This window comes from Rubrivivax soli, from assembly GCF_049810355.1.
In the GTDB taxonomy this organism is placed as follows: Bacteria; Pseudomonadota; Gammaproteobacteria; order Burkholderiales; family Burkholderiaceae_C; genus Rubrivivax.
In genome coordinates, this window is the sequence record NZ_CP187368.1 from 1,360,813 (window position 1) to 1,379,639 (window position 18,827).

The 18,827-nt window shown below is 66.5% G+C and carries 19 protein-coding genes and 1 pseudogene; 10 read left to right on the forward strand and 10 right to left on the reverse strand.

Annotated features, from left to right (window positions below; all coding sequences use genetic code 11):
• Position 1: 1 nt before the first annotated feature.
• The 4 genes from ACPOLB_RS06120 to cadR (ACPOLB_RS06135) all read right to left on the reverse strand — a co-directional run bounded on the left by ACPOLB_RS06120 (position 2) and on the right by cadR (ACPOLB_RS06135) (position 3,654).
• Positions 2 to 1,312 (reverse strand): TolC family protein, encoded by a 1,311-nt coding sequence (locus tag ACPOLB_RS06120; protein WP_425261880.1) that lies wholly within the window; start codon positions 1,310 to 1,312, stop codon positions 2 to 4.
• 143 nt (positions 1,313 to 1,455) lie between these two features.
• A complete protein-coding gene (locus ACPOLB_RS06125; protein WP_425260416.1) occupies positions 1,456 to 1,872 on the reverse strand; it encodes a hypothetical protein in 417 nt (138 codons plus the stop codon).
• An 831-nt stretch (positions 1,873 to 2,703) separates the two neighbouring features.
• On the reverse strand, positions 2,704 to 3,048 hold the full coding sequence (locus ACPOLB_RS06130) for a CzcE family metal-binding protein (RefSeq protein WP_425260417.1): 345 nt from the start codon (positions 3,046 to 3,048) through the stop codon (positions 2,704 to 2,706).
• Between the two features lie 162 nt (positions 3,049 to 3,210).
• Positions 3,211 to 3,654 (reverse strand): Cd(II)/Pb(II)-responsive transcriptional regulator, encoded by a 444-nt coding sequence (gene cadR, locus ACPOLB_RS06135; protein ID WP_425261881.1) that lies wholly within the window; start codon positions 3,652 to 3,654, stop codon positions 3,211 to 3,213.
• A gap of 232 nt (positions 3,655 to 3,886) precedes the next feature.
• Here cadR (ACPOLB_RS06135) and ACPOLB_RS06140 point away from each other — a divergent pair, with 232 nt between their 5' ends.
• From ACPOLB_RS06140 to ACPOLB_RS06150, 3 genes are all read left to right on the forward strand, one after another.
• Entirely contained in the window at positions 3,887 to 6,001 is a 2,115-nt protein-coding gene (locus tag ACPOLB_RS06140) for a heavy metal translocating P-type ATPase (RefSeq protein ID WP_425261882.1), read from the forward strand.
• Positions 6,001 to 6,360, forward strand: a complete 360-nt coding sequence (locus ACPOLB_RS06145; protein WP_425261883.1) for a DUF3703 domain-containing protein — start codon at positions 6,001 to 6,003, stop codon at positions 6,358 to 6,360. Before ACPOLB_RS06140 ends, ACPOLB_RS06145 begins: the two co-directional genes overlap by 1 nt.
• 148 nt (positions 6,361 to 6,508) lie before the next feature.
• On the forward strand, positions 6,509 to 6,925 hold the full coding sequence (locus ACPOLB_RS06150) for a hypothetical protein (protein WP_425260418.1): 417 nt from the start codon (positions 6,509 to 6,511) through the stop codon (positions 6,923 to 6,925).
• Positions 6,926 to 7,036: 111 nt separating this feature from the next.
• On the opposite strand, the gene ACPOLB_RS06155 is transcribed toward ACPOLB_RS06150, so the two are convergent.
• Positions 7,037 to 7,558, reverse strand: a complete 522-nt coding sequence (locus tag ACPOLB_RS06155) for a TIGR00645 family protein (protein WP_056321176.1) — start codon at positions 7,556 to 7,558, stop codon at positions 7,037 to 7,039.
• Positions 7,559 to 7,816: 258 nt separating this feature from the next.
• Here ACPOLB_RS06155 and ACPOLB_RS06160 point away from each other — a divergent pair, with 258 nt between their 5' ends.
• The gene (locus tag ACPOLB_RS06160; protein WP_425260404.1) at positions 7,817 to 8,773 is read left to right on the forward strand and encodes an IS1595 family transposase; all 957 of its coding nucleotides are present in this window, start codon (positions 7,817 to 7,819) and stop codon (positions 8,771 to 8,773) included.
• 136 nt (positions 8,774 to 8,909) lie between these two features.
• Here ACPOLB_RS06160 and ACPOLB_RS06165 read toward each other — a convergent pair whose 3' ends face one another.
• Together ACPOLB_RS06165 and ACPOLB_RS06170 are read right to left on the reverse strand one after the other, a co-directional pair.
• The gene (locus ACPOLB_RS06165) at positions 8,910 to 10,298 is read right to left on the reverse strand and encodes a heavy metal sensor histidine kinase (RefSeq protein ID WP_425260420.1); all 1,389 of its coding nucleotides are present in this window, start codon (positions 10,296 to 10,298) and stop codon (positions 8,910 to 8,912) included.
• The gene (locus tag ACPOLB_RS06170; RefSeq protein WP_425260421.1) at positions 10,295 to 10,981 is read right to left on the reverse strand and encodes a heavy metal response regulator transcription factor; all 687 of its coding nucleotides are present in this window, start codon (positions 10,979 to 10,981) and stop codon (positions 10,295 to 10,297) included. The genes ACPOLB_RS06165 and ACPOLB_RS06170 overlap by 4 nt, the downstream gene beginning before the upstream one ends.
• Positions 10,982 to 11,139: 158 nt before the next feature.
• On the opposite strand from ACPOLB_RS06170, the gene ACPOLB_RS06175 reads away from it, so the two are divergent.
• Positions 11,140 to 11,475, forward strand: a complete 336-nt coding sequence (locus ACPOLB_RS06175) for a DUF4148 domain-containing protein (RefSeq protein ID WP_425260422.1) — start codon at positions 11,140 to 11,142, stop codon at positions 11,473 to 11,475.
• A 446-nt stretch (positions 11,476 to 11,921) separates the two neighbouring features.
• Here ACPOLB_RS06175 and ACPOLB_RS06180 read toward each other — a convergent pair whose 3' ends face one another.
• The 3 genes from ACPOLB_RS06180 to ACPOLB_RS06190 form a co-directional block, all read right to left on the reverse strand.
• The gene (locus ACPOLB_RS06180) at positions 11,922 to 12,308 is read right to left on the reverse strand and encodes a hypothetical protein (RefSeq protein WP_425260423.1); all 387 of its coding nucleotides are present in this window, start codon (positions 12,306 to 12,308) and stop codon (positions 11,922 to 11,924) included.
• A 64-nt stretch (positions 12,309 to 12,372) separates the two neighbouring features.
• Positions 12,373 to 13,086 (reverse strand): transglutaminase-like domain-containing protein, encoded by a 714-nt coding sequence (locus tag ACPOLB_RS06185; RefSeq protein WP_425260424.1) that lies wholly within the window; start codon positions 13,084 to 13,086, stop codon positions 12,373 to 12,375.
• A 13-nt stretch (positions 13,087 to 13,099) separates the two neighbouring features.
• Positions 13,100 to 13,732, reverse strand: a complete 633-nt coding sequence (locus ACPOLB_RS06190) for a cation transporter (protein ID WP_425260425.1) — start codon at positions 13,730 to 13,732, stop codon at positions 13,100 to 13,102.
• Positions 13,733 to 13,846: 114 nt separating this feature from the next.
• Between ACPOLB_RS06190 and ACPOLB_RS06195 the strand changes: the two genes are divergently transcribed.
• The 5 genes and pseudogenes from ACPOLB_RS06195 to traF all read left to right on the forward strand — a co-directional run bounded on the left by ACPOLB_RS06195 (position 13,847) and on the right by traF (position 18,788).
• Positions 13,847 to 14,188 (forward strand): YnfA family protein, encoded by a 342-nt coding sequence (locus ACPOLB_RS06195; protein ID WP_425260426.1) that lies wholly within the window; start codon positions 13,847 to 13,849, stop codon positions 14,186 to 14,188.
• A gap of 17 nt (positions 14,189 to 14,205) precedes the next feature.
• Positions 14,206 to 14,688: pseudogene (cadR, locus tag ACPOLB_RS06200) on the forward strand (Cd(II)/Pb(II)-responsive transcriptional regulator).
• A gap of 458 nt (positions 14,689 to 15,146) precedes the next feature.
• Positions 15,147 to 17,480, forward strand: coding sequence for a type-F conjugative transfer system mating-pair stabilization protein TraN (traN, locus tag ACPOLB_RS06205; protein WP_425260427.1), 2,334 nt, complete (start codon positions 15,147 to 15,149; stop codon positions 17,478 to 17,480).
• 95 nt (positions 17,481 to 17,575) lie between these two features.
• Entirely contained in the window at positions 17,576 to 17,866 is a 291-nt protein-coding gene (locus ACPOLB_RS06210) for a hypothetical protein (RefSeq protein ID WP_425259018.1), read from the forward strand.
• A gap of 10 nt (positions 17,867 to 17,876) precedes the next feature.
• Entirely contained in the window at positions 17,877 to 18,788 is a 912-nt protein-coding gene (traF, locus tag ACPOLB_RS06215; protein ID WP_425260428.1) for a conjugal transfer protein TraF, read from the forward strand.
• Positions 18,789 to 18,827: the final 39 nt, after the last annotated feature.

Sequence of the window (18,827 nt, forward strand, 5' to 3'; positions counted from 1 at the left end):
ATCACTGGGGCAGAAGGCCGAGTGCCTGGCGCCATGCGGAAATCGCTGCCGAGAGTTCGATGCGGGTGCGTGCCGCCTGTCGGTCGGCCTCGGCGGCTTCGGCCTCGATGCGCAGGCGTGTCGGCAGATCGGTTTCGCCGAGTCTGAAGGACTTGTCGAAGAAGCCGCGCGACTCGCGGGCGAGTTGCGCACGTCTTTCGGCGGCTGCTAACTGCGTGCGCGAGGCTTCGACACGCACGCGCGCCGCTTCCCGTTCTGCAGTGAGACGTTCACGTTCCAGTGCCAACTGGGCCTGGACTTCGGTCGCCTCGGCGCGCGCGTTGGCGCTGCGGGCATCGAAGCGCGGCCCAGCGCCGAAGGGGATGCGGATGGCCAGCGTGATGGTTTGTTGGGACGCCTCGCCGCGGGCACCGCGGTCTCGCGTGGTTGCCAGCATCAGCTCGGGGTTGGCGCGCGACTGGGCGGCGGTCAGCGCGACGGTTCGATCTGCCACGGTGGCGCGGTCCTTGAGCTCCTGCAAAGCGGCGTGCGCTTCGAGCTCAGTGGCTGCGGCGCCGGGATCCGGCTCGGCCAGGGTGTCGCCTGCGCCAGACAATGCGGGTGCGGCGCCGGCCAGCGCACGCAGATGCTGTCGTGCCGCCGCGAGGCCGGCCTCGGCCTGCGCCACAGCAGCTTCCGCGCTGGCCACCGCGCCGTCAGCCTGGTGCTGGTCGGCGCGGGCCAGATCGCCGGCCTTCGCACGCCGGGCCACGTCAGCGGCAATGAGGCGGGTGTTTTCGAGTTGATCGCGGGCGGTTCCGACCTCGATGCGCGCACGCTGCCACTGCCACCAGGCATCGCGGACGGTGGCGGCGACGCGCAGTTGTGCCGCAGTGGCTCGGCTTTCGATGGCAGCGCCCTCGGCGTCGGCCAGCGCTGCGCTGCGGCCACGTTCACCGGGCAGCCACAGCGGCACGGCGATGCCGACCTCTACCTCACGCGCGCCCTGGTTGTTGCCCAGGCGGTCGGTCTTGTTCGAGAGTTCCAGCGCTGCCGGCTCTGGCGTCCACGCCTTCGCTGCGCTTTGCTGAGCGCGTACAGCGTCGCGCCGCGCCTGCAGCGCCAGAGCTTCGGGCTGGCGGGCCCATGCAGCTTCATAAGCCTGGCGCAGGCTCAGTGTGCTTGCGGCGGCTTCCGTGCCTGCCGCTCCTGCAGCCGTGGCAGTCGCAGCGGCCGCCGTAGCGGCCTGTGCCTGCACAGTCGTGCCGCAGAAGGTCGCGGCGGCAACTACGCTGGCGCGCAGCAGGGCCCTCGTTCGAGTTCTTGGTGTCATCCGATGCTCCAGTGTTGAAAACAACTCACGGGAGATCGGCAAGCGGCGACCAACAGGTCGCGTCGTGCCCGACGGCGCCGCAGGCTGCGGCGCACACTCAGGCGCGAACGGGCTTCAGAAAGGGAAGAGACCCGCCTCGCCGATCAGGCGAGGGGCCGCCACTGAGGGCGTTCGGGTCGGGTGGGCGCGTGTGCGCCGCTGGCCACGTCGATGGTGGCGCCTGGCCGCTCAACCGAAACCCCGGCGGGAAGGTATGACGGCAAGGACAGCATCACACTGCAGTTGCCATGGCACTGACCACAGTCCAGATCGATGGCGCCTGGCGCTTTGTCGGCCTGAAGTTCGGTGGTGGCTTTCGAATCCGCAAACGTCCTGCCATCGCCATCGCCATCACCATCGCCATCGCCATCGCCCTCAGCCGCAGAGTGATGGTGGTGCTCATGATGACCGAAGTGCCCGGACACAACTTCACGCTCATGCCCGCAGTACGGTGCCACTGCCGCCCAGCTGAACTGGAACGGCAGCAGAACAAGAAAGAAGATGGCAAGGAAGCGGGACATTGCAACAAGTCTAACGGACACAGGGTTTTCCTGGGCCCAACCCAGCTGACTCGTTCTCTACCTTCTGGCAGATCCAAAGCCATGGGACCACCTGCGACGCCCACCCCGGCCGGCGCGACGTGCCTTTGTCGCACGCGGTCGAGAGCTTCGATGCGAACAGAGCAGGCCTTTGCAGGATGGCCATCATCAGTCCCGTTGTCGGTGGCTCGTGGACGGGCGCTTCGGATGCTTGCGCTTTTTGACCACCTGACTCTTCGCGAGACGCTGTTGCAGTCGCTGGCTGTATCTGAGCACGGGTTCCGGTCGCGGGATGGGATGCCGCGCGCGCCAGTAGCGGTGAATCAACCAGGCCACCCCACCGGCAGCAAGCACGACCAACCAAATCCAGGTCAGTGTCTGAGCAAGCGCGGAGTCGAGGTACTTGACCTGCATAGAAGTCGCTGGAGCCAGAGGCAAGATAGGACGAGCAGTAAGCTATCACGGAGCAGGCTTCCAACGCCAATCACCGCCAACCAGCGCCGGATAGAGCGGCAGGCGGATTCTGGATCGCTTCAGCTCCGTGAGCTGACCGCTCGGGCGAGCCCTCTCTCCACGCGTGATACGGCCAAGAGCAGTTGCCCGGCACATCGAGGCGCTTGTCACTCTCGCACCCTGGGCGCACGACTGGTTGCAGTCAATGCGGCGAGGCATCTCCATCTCTCCGCACTTGGCGGCCTAGACACGGGCTCCCCGCCTTGTAAAACAACTGGGGACGCGCCGGCCGGGGCAGCGCACTGGCAACCTGCGAACTCCTGACAGTGCGCAGAAGACAAGGACTGCACCGCAACGATCTCAGTGTCGATTCGACGGGCTGCGGCCGACGTGCACGGCGAAGGGCTTGCTGGCAAAGCCTGCCGGCGCGATTTGACTGACATCGACGGACCTCCGGTCGAGCCCGTTGAAGGTCCACGAGAACTGCTGTGCGCCGCTGCGGAAGACCACGCTTTCGCCGTAGCCGACGTTGAGCCGATCCGTGGCAGCGAGGTCCACGACGCGAACGGGAGCGCCCTGGGTCGCCCGCTGCCCATAGATGGATTGGCCGTTCATGAACACAGGTCCGCTGGCGGCAAAACTGAGGAAAGGGACGACGCTCAGGGCGACGAGGGCAGCGGTACGGAGTCGACGGGTCGATTGCATGTTCAGTCCTTTCGATGGGGGTAAGTGCCGGCAGCTGCGCAGAACCGCGCGCCTTGCCGACATCGAAGGTGACTGTAGAAACTGCATACCAACAGCCGCAGAACAGGAACATGACCGTCTCGTCATGTTCGTCATCGGCAGTCGTGCCCGCTGTGCCGGGATTCAGTGCGTTCCGCGGATGTGACGGTGCGGCGGCGCTGGCGTGGACTGGGCGGCCGCGGTGTCGAGCTCGTTGAGGATGCCGCACTGCTCGATGGCGTGGGGCGTGCCGCACCGCGCGCGCAATGCCTTCAGATCCTTCTGCAGCGTCCGCAGCTCGCGCATACGGTGGTTGACATGCCCGATGTGCTCGTCGAGCAATGCGTTCACCTCGCCGCAGTCCTGCAGGGGCGCATCGCGCAGCCGCAGCAGCGTCCGGATCTCATCGAGGGTCATGTCCAGGTTGCGGCAATGGCGGATGAACGCCAGACGCTCCGCGTGCGCGGGTGTGTACATGCGGTAGTTGTTTTCCGCGCGCTGCGCTGCGGGGATCAGACCCTCGCGTTCGTAAAAACGGATCGTCTCGATCGCCGTCCCGGTCGACTCGGCCAAATCACCGATGCGCATGGTCTTCTCCATCTGGGATCAAAGTGCTTGACTCTAAACCGACTTCAGGGTTTCCAATGCCTGCAACCCATCAAGGAAGGCCACTGTGAGCACCCCCCACTCTCCAACTCCTGACGCTGCAGCAGCCAAGCCTGCCGATGCCTGCGGCGCTTGCCACGGCGATGCGCCCGCTGCGGGCACGCTCCCCGGCGCGGATTTGACCGCCGGTGGGGCCCGCTTTCGCGTACCGACGATGGACTGTGCCAGCGAGGAGTCGGAAATCCGGCGCGCAGTCGAGCACATCACCGGTATCCGCGCGATGACCTTCCAGCTGGGTCAGCGCACGATGGCCATCGACGCACCGGCGATTTCCGTCGAACAAGCCCTGGTTGCGATCCGCAAAGCCGGCTTCGATCCGCAACCCATCCAGGACAAGGGAAACGACGCGGCGACGGGTTCTGAGGCCGGGGCCGACGGCCATAACCATGGCGCCGGCTCGGGCGGCGCATGGCGGCTGGGTGGCGCCTTGCTGCTCGCCATCGGCGCGGAGGTGCTTGGTTTCTTCGCTCCGGACACGCAGGTCTGGAAGGCCGCAGGCCTGGCTCTGGCGGCTGCCGCCATCTGGCTGGCTGGCTTCGACGTCTACAAGAAAGGTCTGACGGCACTGCGCCATGGGCGGCTGAACATCAATGCGCTGATGACGGTGGCCGTGACCGGCGCCTTCCTGATCGGCCAATGGCCGGAGGCGGCCATGGTGATGGCGCTGTATGCCATCGCCGAGGCGATCGAGGCGCGGGCCGTCGATCGCGCCCGCAACGCCATCAAGGGCCTGTTGGAAATGGCGCCCGAGGAAGCGCTGGTGCGCCAGGCCGACGGCAGCTGGGCGACCTTGCCGGTGGCCTCCGTGATGCTCGGCGCCGTCGTGCAAGTACGTCCGGGTGAGCGCGTGCCGATGGACGGCGTGCTGTCGGCCGGAAGTTCCAGCATCAACCAGGCGCCGGTCACGGGCGAGAGCATTCCGGTCGACAAGGCGGTCGGCGATCCGGTCTTCGCGGGGACGATCAACGAGACCGGTACCTTCGAATTCGAGGTCAACGCGCTGGCCTCGAACTCGACGCTCGCTCGCATCATCCACGCGGTCGAGCAAGCCCAGGGGACGAGGGCGCCCACCCAGGGCTTCGTCGACCGCTTTGCCGCCGTCTACACGCCGGCGGTCTTCGTCATCGCCCTGGCCGTGGCACTGCTCGGCCCCTGGTTGCTCGACTGGACCTGGCTAGAAGCGGTCTACAAGGCGCTGGTCCTGCTCGTGATCGCCTGCCCCTGCGCCCTGGTGATCTCGACACCGGTGACGATCGTCAGCGGCCTGGCCGCCGCAGCGCGCCGCGGCATCCTGATCAAGGGTGGCATCTATCTGGAGGAAGCCCGCAAGATCAAGGCGATCGCGCTGGACAAGACGGGCACCATCACCGAAGGCAAGCCCAAGCTCGTGGCGTGGGAAGTGATTGGCACCGAGGTCGACGCAGCCACCGCCGAGCACATCGCCGCCGTCCTGGCGGGGCACTCGGACCATCCGGTCTCACGCGCCATCGCCACCGGCCTGACCCCTAACAACGTCGAGGCCAAGGACTTCAAGGCCATCGCCGGCCGCGGCGTGCAGGCCGACGTCGGCGGAGCCGTCTACGTGCTGGGCAACCACCGCTTGATCGAGGAACGCGGTCAGTGTTCGCCGGCTCTGGAGGCGACCTTGCGCACCCACGAGGAAGCGGGTCGCACGGTCAGCCTGCTGGCATCGGGCACAGGCCCCATCGCCTTGTTCGCGGTGGCCGATACGATCAAGGCCTCGTCCCGCGAGGCGATTGCATCGCTCAAGGCCCTGGGCATCACGCCCGTGATGCTGACCGGCGACAACCAGGCGACAGCGACGGCCATCGCGCACGAGGCCGGCATCGATGAAGCGCGCGGGAACCTGCTGCCTGAAGACAAACTGGAGGCCATCAAGACGTTGCAGGCCCAGCATGGCCTGACCGCGATGACCGGCGACGGCATCAACGACGCGCCAGCACTGGCGCAGGCCGACATCGGCGTGGCGATGGGTGCCGCCGGCACCGACACCGCCATGGAAGCTGCGGATGTGGTGGTCATGAACGACGATCTGCGCCGGATTGCAGAGACCGTCCGGCTGTCCCGGTCCACACATGCCGTGCTTTGGCAGAACATCACACTGGCGCTGGGCATCAAGGCCGTGTTCCTGGTGCTGGCGGTGTTCGGCAGCGCGACGATGTGGATGGCCATCTTTGCCGACATGGGCGCCAGCCTGTTGGTGGTGGGTAACGGACTTCGGTTGCTGAAGAAGGGGGAGGTCAAGTGATGTTGAAGACGGGGCTGTCTCGCATCGAAGCCTTCGAGGCGGCCATGGCAGAAGCCGGGCAGTACGGGGCCGTGGGCGACGCCAGGAGCGCGTTCGCGGCCCTGGAACGGGCGCATGTGCTCGGCCAGCTTGATTTCGTGCCGCATCTGCGGGTTCACTGGCAGATGCTCCGGGTGGGCTGGTCAGCGGGCGACTGGCGCGAGGTGATCGGTCAGGTTCAGCGCATCGCACTGGTCCCGATCGGACATCTGGTCGGACGCCTGCCGATGGGCAATACCGGCGGCGCGAATGTCAGCGCCTTCAAGCCGATGGCCATCCCGCCTGAACTCAAACGGCTGATCGAGGAACGCGACCGATGACACCGGCGCCGGCTGGTCTCCGTCATCGAAATTGATTCGCGCGGCCATGGCAGCCAGCTCCACCGCGTTGGAGTCCTAGCGCAGCGCGATCCATGAAGCCGAGCAATGCAAGATGCAAGTAGACATCTCCACAGAGCTTGAATGTTCGATGGATGACGCGATCACCCATGCTGTGACTACGCGTCTGCTGAACTTTGTCGCCTACCCGCTGGTTCAGTTAACACCGCTCGAACCGCACATCTGGCCCCAGACCTGGGCCGAGGGCACGTACTGGGTCGGCGTGCGCATTTTCGGTTTCGTGCCTTTCGGCAAACAGGCCATCGTGATCTCATACCCCGACTCGGCAGCTGGCTTCCTTCTGCGCGATAACGGCCATAGCGCCCTGGTCAAGGTCTGGGACCACACCATCTCGATCTCCACGGCCAGTGGGCGCACCCTCTATCGAGACACAGTGACCATCGATGCAGGCCTGTTCACGTTGCCGGTTTGGCTGTTCGCCCAGGTTTTCTACCGCCACCGTCAGCGCCGGTGGCGCTTGCTTGCCGAACGCAGCTTCCGGTGGTGACACACCGCGAGGCGGCAGTTCCACGGAAGACTCAGCCCTTCCAGGGCTGCGGACCTCAACTTGGCATCAGTCAAACCTGAGGGACATGCAGGCGGCGTCGCGTCCTGGTCCTCAGGGGGACTTGCGGCTGTCGCTGATCCAGTCCGAGGCGGCGAACAGAAGGCCCGAGATCACGAAGGTGAGGTGGATGGCGATCTTCCAACCTATCTGCTCGCCCGTGAGCTGCACACTGATCAAGAAGGCCTTCAGCAGTTCAACTGCCGAGATCGCGACGATGGCGCCAATGAGCTTCATCTTGAGATCCGAGAAGCTGATCTTTCCCATCCAGGCGGGCCGGTCTTCGTGGTCACCGATGCTGAGCTTGGAGACAAAGTTCTCGTAGCCGCTGAAAACGATGATCAACAGCAGGACGGCGATCAGTGCAGTGTCGACGAGCGTCAGTATGGAGATCACCGCATCGTTTTGGACGTAACCGAAGACGCCCAACAGCAACGACCAAAGTTCCTTGCCAAACTTCAGGAGCAGTACCGCCATGGCGATGATCAGGCCGAGAAAGAAGGGAGCGAGTAGCCAACGACTGGCGAAGATGGCCGACTCAAGGAAGCGCTCGAACGCATTCGGTTTGGACTGCATGGGCGAAGTTCTCTTGCAGGAGCAAGGGGTGGGTTGGTTTCGATAGTCCCGAGATTGTCTGCCTTCCCACGCTCCAGGCCTGCGGGCCAGCGGCCGCAGGGCAGCTACCTTGAGGCACTGGCGCGGGTTAAGGCTCCGCAGCTCCAGTGGAGACCTGATGGACCTCAAACCCCGACCTGATTAGCGATGAAGCTCAGCAGGCTCACTCTGTGAGCCACTGAGCGCCGAGGATGGGCGCATCCCACCAGGAGATGCGCCATGCCGATGAATCGAGTCCAGTTCCAGAAGGGGCTGTCGTTGCCGGAGTTCATGGACCGCTACGGAACCGAGGAGCAGTGCGAGCGGGCTCTGGTTTCCGCGCGCTGGCCGGGCGGCTTCGTCTGTCCGGTCTGCGGCGTCATGCAGTCGCGCACCACGTTCCGACGCGAAGGCCGCCTGTACTGGCAGTGTTCCGGCTGCCAGTACCAGTGCAGCGTAACCAGCGGCACCGTCTTCGAGGCTACCAAGCTGCCGCTGACGCGCTGGTTCCTGGCCATGCAACTGCTGACGCAGGCCAAGAACAACGTCTCGGCGTTGGAACTGACCCGCCAGCTGGGCGTGAGCTACCGCACCGCATGGCTCATCAAGCACAAGCTGCTGCAGGCCATGGCTCTGGCCGAGTCCGAGCGGCAACTCACCGGCCGCGTCGAAGTCGACGACGCCTATCTCGGCGGGGAACGCAGCGGTGGCAAGGCCGGCCGCGGCTCGGAGAACAAGGTGCCCTTCGTCGTGGCGGTGCAGACTACCGAGGACGGCCGCGCCCACCTGGCCTGCCTGTCGGCGCGGCCGTTCACCAACGAGGCGATGAAGGAGTTCATCGCGACCAGCATGGGCTTGCCGCTGACCGTCGTCTCCGACGGCCTGGGCTGCTTCACCGTGGCTGCCTCGATGGGCGCCGTCCACGACCGCGAGGTCACCGGTGGCGGCAAGGCCAGCGTACTCAACGAGAAGTTCCGCGCCGTCAACACGCTCATCGGCAACGTGAAGACCGCGCTGACTGGCACGTACCACGCCATCAAGTTCGCCAAGTACGGATACCGTTACCTCGCCGAAGTCCAGTTCCGCTTCAACCGGCGCTACGACATGCGGGCCATGCTCGGCAGTTTGCTGCGGGCGATGGTCGCGACGCCGAAGCAGCCCGAGCGTGGCATCAGGGTTGCTGAGGTTCATCGCTAATCAAGAACCCCGATGCGGCAGAACCTCATCGGTCACACCGGTCTGGGCACGGGACAAGCACCGGTTTACTTCGTCAACGGCACGCCCTTGCGTGAATTGGCTGATCCGCCGTTGCAGGTGATCGTCCAGCAGAAGCTCACGACAGCTGGTGCTCCGGGCTCGACGTGCCTGCCTGAGGCGACGTGGCTTTGGCCGGCCCGTCTTTCAAGCTCATGCCAATCGACGAGATGCCCTCGGATGATGCGGCCATGGGCCGCCCTCCGTGCATGCGCGCGATGGCCGCCACGATGGCCAGCCCGAGCCCGTGGTTGCGATCCGCGTGGCTGCGCGAGGGATCGCCGCGATAGAAGCGGTCGAACAAGCGCGGAAGGTGACTGGGCTCGATCGCGGTGCCGCGATTGACCACCTGGAACTGCACTTCGCCGGGTGCTGACTGGATGATCTCAACACGCACCGTGGAGCCGCGCTGCGCATAGCGTGTGGCGTTGCCGACCAGATTCGACAGTGCCCGTTGCAGCAACGGGGTGTCGAAGCTGCCTGAGGCGTCGCCGACGATCTCCAGAGCCAGGCCCGCATCCTCGAGCGCAGCTTCATGGTAGTTGCACACCTGCAGCGCCAACGCGGCCAGGCTGGTGGTCGGAACGCGTCGTGCGATGACGCCGCGGTCCGCCTGCGACAGGAACAGCATGTCGTGGACGATGCTGGCAACGCGTTGAAGCTCCTCCAGATTCGAGCCAAGCACCTCGCGCAGCTCAGTGGCATCCCGGGCCTTGCGCAGCGCGAGCTCGGTGCTGCTGATCAGTGTGGCCAGCGGGGTGCACAGCTCATGGGCCACATCGGCGTTGAAGCCTTCCATTTGCACGTAAGCCAGCTCCAGCCGGCCCAGCAACTCGTTGAACTGGGCAATCAGCGGCTCAAGTTCCTCAGGCTGTGCGGAGCCGTCCAGACGCCTGTGCAGCGTGTCGGCAGCAAGTTGGCGGGTCTGATCCACCAGGTCGCGCACTGGGCGCAAGCCCAAGCGCACAAGAAGGAACCCGCCTGCCGACACGAGAAGCGTGCCGGCCAGGGCAGCGAAGGCGAGCGTGAACCCGATACGACGCAGCAGTGCAGCGTCGTCCCGAATGTCCAGCATCAGTACGGCGTCGAGTGTCCCTTGCGCTGGCGCCGGCGCGGGTACTGTGAAACGCGCGACGCGCTGGTCGATCGCTGGGCTTGGCGCAGACCGCCGATAGAACTCTGAACCGTCAGACGCCCGGGTCAGTGCAAGTTCCATGTCTGGGTGCCCGATGAAGAAGTCGTCGAGCTTGTGCTTCAGGGTCGCAACGTCACCATCGCGCGCCGCCTCCGCGAGCAGGTGTCGGAGCTGCACCTGCTTTTGCACCATTTCCTCCGCCTGACGGGACTGGAAGCCTAGGTGCGTCGCGCCATACACCGCTGCACAGACCACGACCAGACCCACGAGGCTCTGCAGGGCCAGCCAGTACGACAGCCGGCGCCCCAACGACCCTATGCGGCTGCGGCTCATATGTCTCGCACCTCCAGCACATAACCCATGCCCCGCACGGTATGGAGCAGGGTGCCCTCGAAGGGCGCGTCGAGCTTGCTCCGCAGGCGGCGGATGGCGACGTCGACGACGTTGGTGGCGCTGTCGAAATTCATGTCCCACACCTGCTCGGCGATCTCGGTGCGCGACAGGACTTCGCCCTGTCGGCGCACGAACAACGCGAGCAAGCTGAATTCCTGCGCTGTCAGGTCAAGCCTTCGTCCGGCGCGCATCGCTTTGCGGCGTACGAGGTCGATCTCCAGGTCTGCCAGCCCGAGAACAGTCGCGCCGCCCGGGGCGCGTGCTGGGCCGGCGCGCCGCAGCAAACCCTGGATGCGCGCCAGCAGTTCAGAGAAGGCGAAGGGTTTGATGAGGTAGTCGTCAGCACCGCTCTGCAGGCCGCGCACCCGATCCTCGACGCGCACGCGGGCGGTCAACATCAGCACCGGCGTCTGCTTGCTCTGCCGCAGGGCGGTAAGCAGGCTCAGGCCATCAATGCCGGGCAACATGCCGTCCAGCACCAGCAGCTCGTACTCGGACTCCATGGCGAGGTGAAGACCGTCGACACCGTTGTGCGCAACGTCCACCACGAATCCCTCTTCCGTCAGTCCCTTGCGCAGGTAATCGGCCAGCTTGACCTCGTCTTCGATCACCAGCAGCTTCATTGCGCGCTGCCCTCCGTGAGACCCGGCCAACAACCTGTCCGAACTGTCATCTGCCGGACCTGTCTCTGTTGGAGCGCGATTTTTAGATTACTGCTCATGCCGTCAGGCATCCCGCTGCAGGTTGCTTGCGGGAACTTCCCAACCAAGGAATGGACACCATGAGCTCGTTCAAGTTTGCGTTCGCCACCATTGCCGTCATCACCGCCATCGCTCTGCCAGGCCTGTCGCAGGCCACGTCGCTGTACCACGCTGCCGGCGGCGAAGCCGGATTCACGTACCACCCGGATCACGCCAAGAACGGCAAGACGCGCGCCGAGGTGCTGGCTGAACTCGATGCCGCCCGAAAGGACGGCACGCTCGCGCTGATGCAGCGCAACGCACCCCTGCCCGTCAAGAGCACCGGTCCGGGCAAGACGCGTCAGGAAGTCATCAAAGAGATGCGCAACGAATCCCCTGAAGCGCGGCGGGCACGCCTGGAATCGACTGCTGGCTGATCGGTCGAGGATCTCGGGGCGCGGCGAACCTGGCCTGTTGTCGGGCCACCTCGCCGCTTGCGTTTTGCGGCGCCCACATGCCTCCGAGGACAACGGCGCTGCTGGTGGATGTCGTTCTGCTTCTGCGCAGTGCCTTTGGTGCGATCCGACGCGCAGACTTGCCGCGCTGAGGGCGCTTCGCCCGGCCAGAGGCGTCGCCGCCGTCCCGGCGGCCTGAGTCTCTTTGGTTGCGTTGCCTGCGGCTACCGGTTTGGGCCAGCAGCAGCTTGGCCGCCAGTCCCTTGTTCGATACGTTGCTGTCATTCGATGCTCCAGTGTTAATAACAACTCACGGGAGATCGGCAAGCGGCGACACAGGGGTCGCGTCGTGCCCGGTGGCGCCGCAGACTGCGGCAAGCACTCAGGCGCGAACGGGCTTCAGAGAAGGAAGAGACCCGCCTCGCCGATCAGGCGAGGGGCAGCCACTGAGGGCGTTCGGGTCGGGTCGGCGCGTATGCGCCTTCGGCTTCTTCGAAGATGGCGCTGGGGTGCGCCGCCGAGAGCAAGCCGGGCAGAGCCGACGGCAGCGTCAGCATCGCGCTGCAAGTGCCGTGACAGTGGCCGCAGTCCAGGTCCATGGCGCCGGGCGCCTTGTCGCCCTGGACATCGGCGTTTGCAGCTAGGTCCGCATCCGGCTCGGCGTCGCCGCCCACGTCCGCATGGTGCTCGTGCTCGTGGTGCCCGAAGTGCTCGACTGCGGCCTGGGTCTCGTGTCCGCAATACGAAGCTACGGCCGCCCAAGTGAACTGAAAAGGCAGAAGGGCAAGCAGAACAATGGCGAGGATTCGACGCACGGGCAAGAGTCTAGCGGCTACAGGGTTGGCCTCGTCGCCTCCAAGGCGACCGGGCTGTGGGGTTTCACCACCTCGAGGCGCGGACACGCGCGACGTTGCGGTTCATTGCATGGCGGATGACGCGTTCGTACAGCCAGCGCTTGAGGCCCGACAGGTTGGAGCCGTGGCGCGCGTAGAAGGCGTCTGGGCTGTCGAAGATGCCGAAGTCGTCGGCGATGCCTTCCTTCTGGATGTAGGTGTCCTGGCCGCGCCATTCGACGCCGGGCGCCGACAGGCCGGGCGTGGCAGCGCCGTACCCGCAGTAGCGGCGCGCCTGCGGGAACCGGCGCTGCAGGCTGGCCAGGTAGGGCGCATCGAGGATGAAGCCTTCCAGCGCGATCCAGCCGCCTTCCAGGGTCACCTCGACCCAGCTGTGGATGATGCGTTGCGGGGCCAGCCAGTAGGCCAGCCCGGTGATCGCGCCCTTCTGCAGCGGCTTGTCGATGGTGAAGCCGTGGAAGCGGCAGGGAATGCCCACCGCGCGCAGCAAGGCCATCAGCAGCGTGCTCTTGGTGTTGCACTGGCCGATGCCGTCGGCGAGCACCCGGGATGCCGCCAGTTCGTCGCCTTCGTTGTAGCCGAAGGCGATCTCGTTGCGGACGAAGTCGTAGACGGCTCCGATGCGGTCGTAGGGGCTGAGGGTTCGCCAGCCGCGGCGGGCGACCAGGGCCTCGATGTCCGGGTGGTGAATATCCAGCAGCGGCGTCGCTGCCAACAAGGGGTGCATGGCGTCGGACATGGCGTTCTACCCTTCAAGCGTGCGCTGGCACGGGGCGCAGTTCAGCGCGGGCCTGCTGGATGACGGAGCGCGCGGTGGTCAGCGCGAGCACGCCCATGACCGCGGCGACGGCCAGATCGGGCCAGCCGCTGCCGGTGCCGAACACGCCCAGCGCCGCGGCCATGACCGCCAAGTTGCCGATGGCGTCGTTGCGGCTGCACAGCCAGACCGAGCGCATGTTGGCGTCGCCCTCGCGCCACGCATAGAGCATTGCGGCCACCGACACGTTGGCCAGCAACGCCAGTGCGCCGATCGCGCCCATCGTCACCGGCTCGGGCACGGTACCCGCGGCGGCCGACCAGGCGGCCCGGCCGAGCACGAAGATGCCGAAGGCGCCCATGGTCAGGCCCTTGAAGAGCGCAGCGTGTGCGCGCCAGGTCAAGGCCATGCCCAGCACCAGCAGCGAGATGCCGTAGTTGGCAGCGTCGCCGAAGAAGTCCACGGCATCGGCCAGCAGCGACACCGATCCGGCGCTCAAGCCTCCGGCGAGTTCGATGCCGAACATCGCCGCGTTGATGAACAGGGCTGCCCAGAGCACGCGGCGGTAGCGCGGGCTCTGGGTGGCAGATGGGGCAGAGCAGCCGTGGCTGCCGCAGGAGTCGCTCATGAGGGGCTTTCAGGTGTCGATGCGTGTATTTGAAACCCTGTAGCCGCTCCAGAGTCAAGCGGCTATGCTGCGATTCCGTGGCCATCACTCCGCGCACGTCGAGAGCTCCGACCCATGTTCGATTTCCTTCGCGTCACAGGACTGTTCTTCGTCACCGCGGTCGCCGAGATCGTCGGCTGCTACCTGCCGTGGCTGGTGCTCACGCAGGGGCGGCCGGTCTGGTGGCTGCTGCCGGCGGCGGCGTCGCTGGCGGCATTCGCGTGGCTGTTGACCTTGCATCCGAGCGCTGCGGGCCGCATCTACGCGGCCTACGGTGGTGTCTATGTCGTCGTGGCGGTGCTCTGGCTGTGGCGCGTCGACGGTGTCATGCCGACGCGATGGGATCTCGTCGGTGCCGCCATCTGCCTCGCCGGCATGGCGATCATTGCACTGCAGCCCCGTGTGAGCGCGGGCTGAAAGGAAGGAGCGAGACCATGAAGATCGGTGAACTGGCGCTTGCGGCGCAGACCCAGGTCGAGACCATCCGCTACTACGAGCGTGAGGGTCTGCTGCCGCAGGCGTCGCGCAGCGAGGGCAACTACCGCATCTACGGGCCCGGGCACGTCGAGCGGCTGGCCTTCGTGCGCCATTGCCGCTCGCTGGACATGACGCTGGACGAGATCCGCGTGCTGATGTGATTCAAGGATGCGCCGCAGGCCGAGTGCGGCGAGGTCAACGCGCTGCTCGACGAACACATCGGCCATGTCGCCACCCGCATCCGCGAGCTGCGCCAGCTGGAGAAGCAGCTGAAGGCGCTGCGCGAGCAGTGCGTTGGTGTTCGTGAGGCGGAGCACTGCGGCATCTTGAACGAACTGGTGCAGGCGTCTTCAGCGACGGATGTCAGGTCGGCAAGCGCGCATGTGCCTGGGACCTACGGCAACCGGGGCCGACGGGGCCACGCTTCGACACAGGAATGACAGGTCTCTCGTTGGCCCGGCGACTGCTTAGGGTCGGGTTCAGTCGGTCGTCCCGGGCAGAAGCGGTCATGGACTGGGCGCCGAACGCCGAGTCCGAGGACTACGGCCGCTGTCGCTTGGGAAGCAGGCGTTCGCGCGCCGCGCTGTCGCCATGATCAGTGACCGCCTTGTGGCAGTGAGCGGACGTTCGACCTGTATCGGCGACAGACCGCAACCGCTGCCGAACAGCCGTTCCCCAAACGCTTGCCCAGCATCGAAACCCCTCTCTCTCAGTCGCCGTTTCACCGCGACACCGACCGGACCGCCCCTGACCATGGGGCGTGCTTCCACCGACCCCGCCAGGCCCCGATAGCCACCTCCCTGCCTCGCCGCCATCCACGGCGAGCGGCGCCTCGCCTTGGCGCCGCCTCGTCGCCTGCATCACCGCCGCCTGCTCCCTGACAACGCAGACCGCCGCCGTGGCCGGCCCGCACGAGGAAGGTGTCGCCGCCGGCCAGGCCGCGAACCCAGTGGCCCGCGGCAACGTCACCACCCCGGGCGCCACCGCCGTGGTCCCGGGCTACACGACCACCCCTCCTGAGCGCAGCTACTACCGCCAGCCCAATCTCTCATCGCAGGGCAGCGCGAGGCTGTCTGCCTGTACTTTGACCCCGAGCGACCCGCTCTGCCAGGCGCAGCGCGGCGCCTTCTCCTCGGCCAACACACCGCGCCCGACGATCGGTGTCGATGACCCTGCCGTTGCCTCCGCGCGCGCAATCGGCCGCACGCCATCGGCCGAGCTGGGCAGCCTGGCCGCCTACTACAGCGGGTGCACCACCACGGTCACCCCGGTGCCCGCCGGCATGCAGCCACGCAGCTGCCTGCGCTACGTCGGCGTCGGCAACTACAGCTGCAGCCGAAGCCTGACCGTCAGCACAACGCGGACCACCAGCTGCAACCCGGGCGACTGGTTCGCCAACGCCGCCTCAGGCCGCACGGGTCTCGACGTGCAGTGCCTGCCCGACCGCGCCGTCACCGCGCAGCACTTCCGTGTCACCCAGGACGGCAATCCGCTCAGCTTCTTCGACGTGGACATGACGACGCCGGTCGTCTTCCCGCAGATCGTGTCGGTTCTCGACACCACCTACTCGATGATCGACGGCCAGCCCATCCGCACGGCCGTCTGGGTGGCCGACAAGAGCTGCAACGGATTGATCTGCAGCCTGACTGCGATGGTGGCCCCGGAGCGTGCCGAGGTCTGCACCGGTGGCGGCGACTCCGGCTACAGCTGCACCAGCGTCGAGCCCTTCCTCAAGGTCTACGCCGCCTGCCGCGCCGGCACGCAGAGCGGCGACAACATCCAGGACACCGTCTGCCAGGGCGACAGCGGCTGCACCACCTCCGCGCTGGACGGCACCAGGTGCTACGCGCCCGCTGCCGGATGGACGTCCTACGCCGGCATCGACATCACCGGCGCCATAGGCGGCTATTACTGGAACATCGACGCCGACCGGGCCGTGATCGGCTGGGCGCCCAACCCCGCCTTCGGCCCGATTCCGACGATGCGGCTGTCCTATACGCGGCCAGCCACCACCGTCACCGAGACCGACCGCTGGGACGACCAGTGCCCGACCCTGGACGCCGGTGGCCGCTGCACCACGACCACGCCCGCCGTCTGCACCGATGGCCCGGCGACCAAGATCGTCGACGGCGTGGCCGTCACCCGCGACTGCTGGGAGTACCGGAGCACCATGTCGTGCAGCGGCGGCGCGTCGGCCGACCAGTGCGCACCGCTGGTGGCCGCAGGCTGCACGCCGCAGTCGTCGACCTGCCGGCAGACCAATGCCGTCACCGGCGTGTGCGAGGTGTTCGAGGACGGCTACAGCTGCCCCGTGCCCGCCGAGACCGTCACCACCACCAGCAACTGCCCGACCAACGTCTTCTGCCTGAGCGGCAACTGCTTCGACATCGGCGCGCCGAACGACCCCGACTTCGCGCGCAGCATGTCGATGCTCGAGGCCGGCCGCGAGGCGGGCATCTACCTGGACGCCGACCGCATGCAGGTCTTCAAGGGCGAGGAGAACCGCTGCCGCGACCGCCTGCTGAAGAACTGCTGCTACGCCGACGGCGCCGGCGCCGGCATGACGAACCAGAGCATCTTCGGCGGCGGCTCGCGTCTGGTCTTCGACGTGCTGATGAACTCGCAGAACCAGCAGTTCATCTACCAGGGGATCTCGGCGCTGCTGATGGGCGGCGGCTTCAGCGGCACGTTCACGACCTACGGCGTGACGGTGGCGGTCAACGGCGCCGCCCTGCCCGCCGGATCGGTGGCCGTGTATGCCGGCGACAGCCTGGTCGTGGCCTTCGACCCGTGGACGCTGGCCATTGCAGTGATCATCTACATCGTCCTCTCGATGATGTCCTGCAACGAGGACGAGGGGAAGCTGGCGATGAAGGAAGGCGCCAGGCTGTGCCACACGATTGGCACCTGGTGCTCATCGTGCTTCCGGGTCCTGGGCGTGTGCGTGTCCTGCGTCGAGCACACCACCTCGAAGTGCTGCTTCAACTCGATGCTCGCGCGCATCGTCAACGAACAGGGCCGCGCGCAGATCGGCAAGGGCTGGGGCGGTCCGCAGAACGCCGACTGCTCCGGCTTCACAATCGCGCAGCTGCAGACGCTCAACTTCGCGGCGATGGACCTGTCGGAGTTCTATGCGTCGCTGGTGCCGACCCTGCCGAATGTCAACGCGCTGCAGGCCGGCAGCGCCAGCCGTGTGCCCACGTGCTACTACGGCCAGGGGAAGTGCCAATGAGGGCCAGCACCGTTCTGGTCGGCGCCGCATGCGCCTTGTTCGTCAGCGCGGCCATGGCTCAGGAAAGACTGCCGGTCCGCGATGCCAGGCAGCTGATGCTTTCGGCCCTGGACGCACCCGACGGCAAGGCCCACGGAATCCTGGTGGGCGAGGTCGCCGACGCGATCTCGAAACGCTTCAACGCCACGACGCCGATCTACATCGACGTGAGTACCGAGAAGCGCTACGCCCAGCCCGGCTGCAGTCGCCTGAACGTGCGCTTCTGGCAAGACGGCGTGCAGCTGCCGAACTACGGCGCTGGCGGCGTGCAGGCACCGCGGCGGCAGACCATCGACTTCGGCATCAACTACTGCCGTGACGGCCAGCCGCCGCGGTCGCTGTCGTGAGGAGGCGCCCATGACGCTGCGCCGCCCTGCCTCGCGCCAAGCTCGGTTCGCAATCTGCTTCGTTGCCATGCTCGGCAGCGGGACGATCGCATTTGCGCAGTCGCAGGACCCCGGACGGCCGTACTGGTCCGACAATTGGCGCGGCTGGCACTTCTACGAAGAGCCGGAGATCCCGCCGCCCGAACCACCGGCTTCCGCACCGCGGCAGGCCGCAACGTCATCGAGTGCCGCCATTGCACCCCGGCGGTCGCCCGCGAAGCCCCCGGAGATCGTCGAGTTCGAGCGCCTGCAGAAGGCCCTCGAGGAGCGCCGGCACATCGCCATCATGCGGCCGACCGAAGCCAACGTGCGCCGCTACATGGAGCTGGAGGCCCAGGTGGTGTCGCGCGCATCCACCTTCGCCGACGTGGCACAGCGCATCGCATGGGCCAGCCCGGAACTCGACCCCACGCTCCAGGGGCGCCCGGTGAACGCGAAGGCGCTGGAGGTGTTCGACCAGCTTCAGACGGCCCAGCGCAGCCAGTCCATCAGCGCCCTGGGTCGCGACCATGTCCTGTTCTTCTTCTTCCGCAGCGACTGCCCCTACTGCCATGCCTTCGCGCCGACGCTCGAGGCCTTCCAGGCCCGGCACGGCATCAAGGTGGTCGCGATCAGCGTCGACGGTGGCCCGATCCCCGGCTTCGCGGATGCCCGGCGGGACAACGGGATCGCCACCACGCTCCGGGTGAGCCAGGTTCCCGCCGTCTACCTCGCCCAGCCCTTCACCGGAAAGATCACACCGATCGGCTTCGGCGTGCTGTCCGAGACGCAACTGGTCGAGCGCATCTCGATGGTCACGGCCTCACTCGACAGCGCCGCCACACCGGTCCTGGGCGCGACTGGCGGCCTGCAGGCCCAGGCCCACCTGACCCACCAGCGCTGAGGCGGTGAGCCCGCACCGGCGCGGACAGAAATCCAAAGG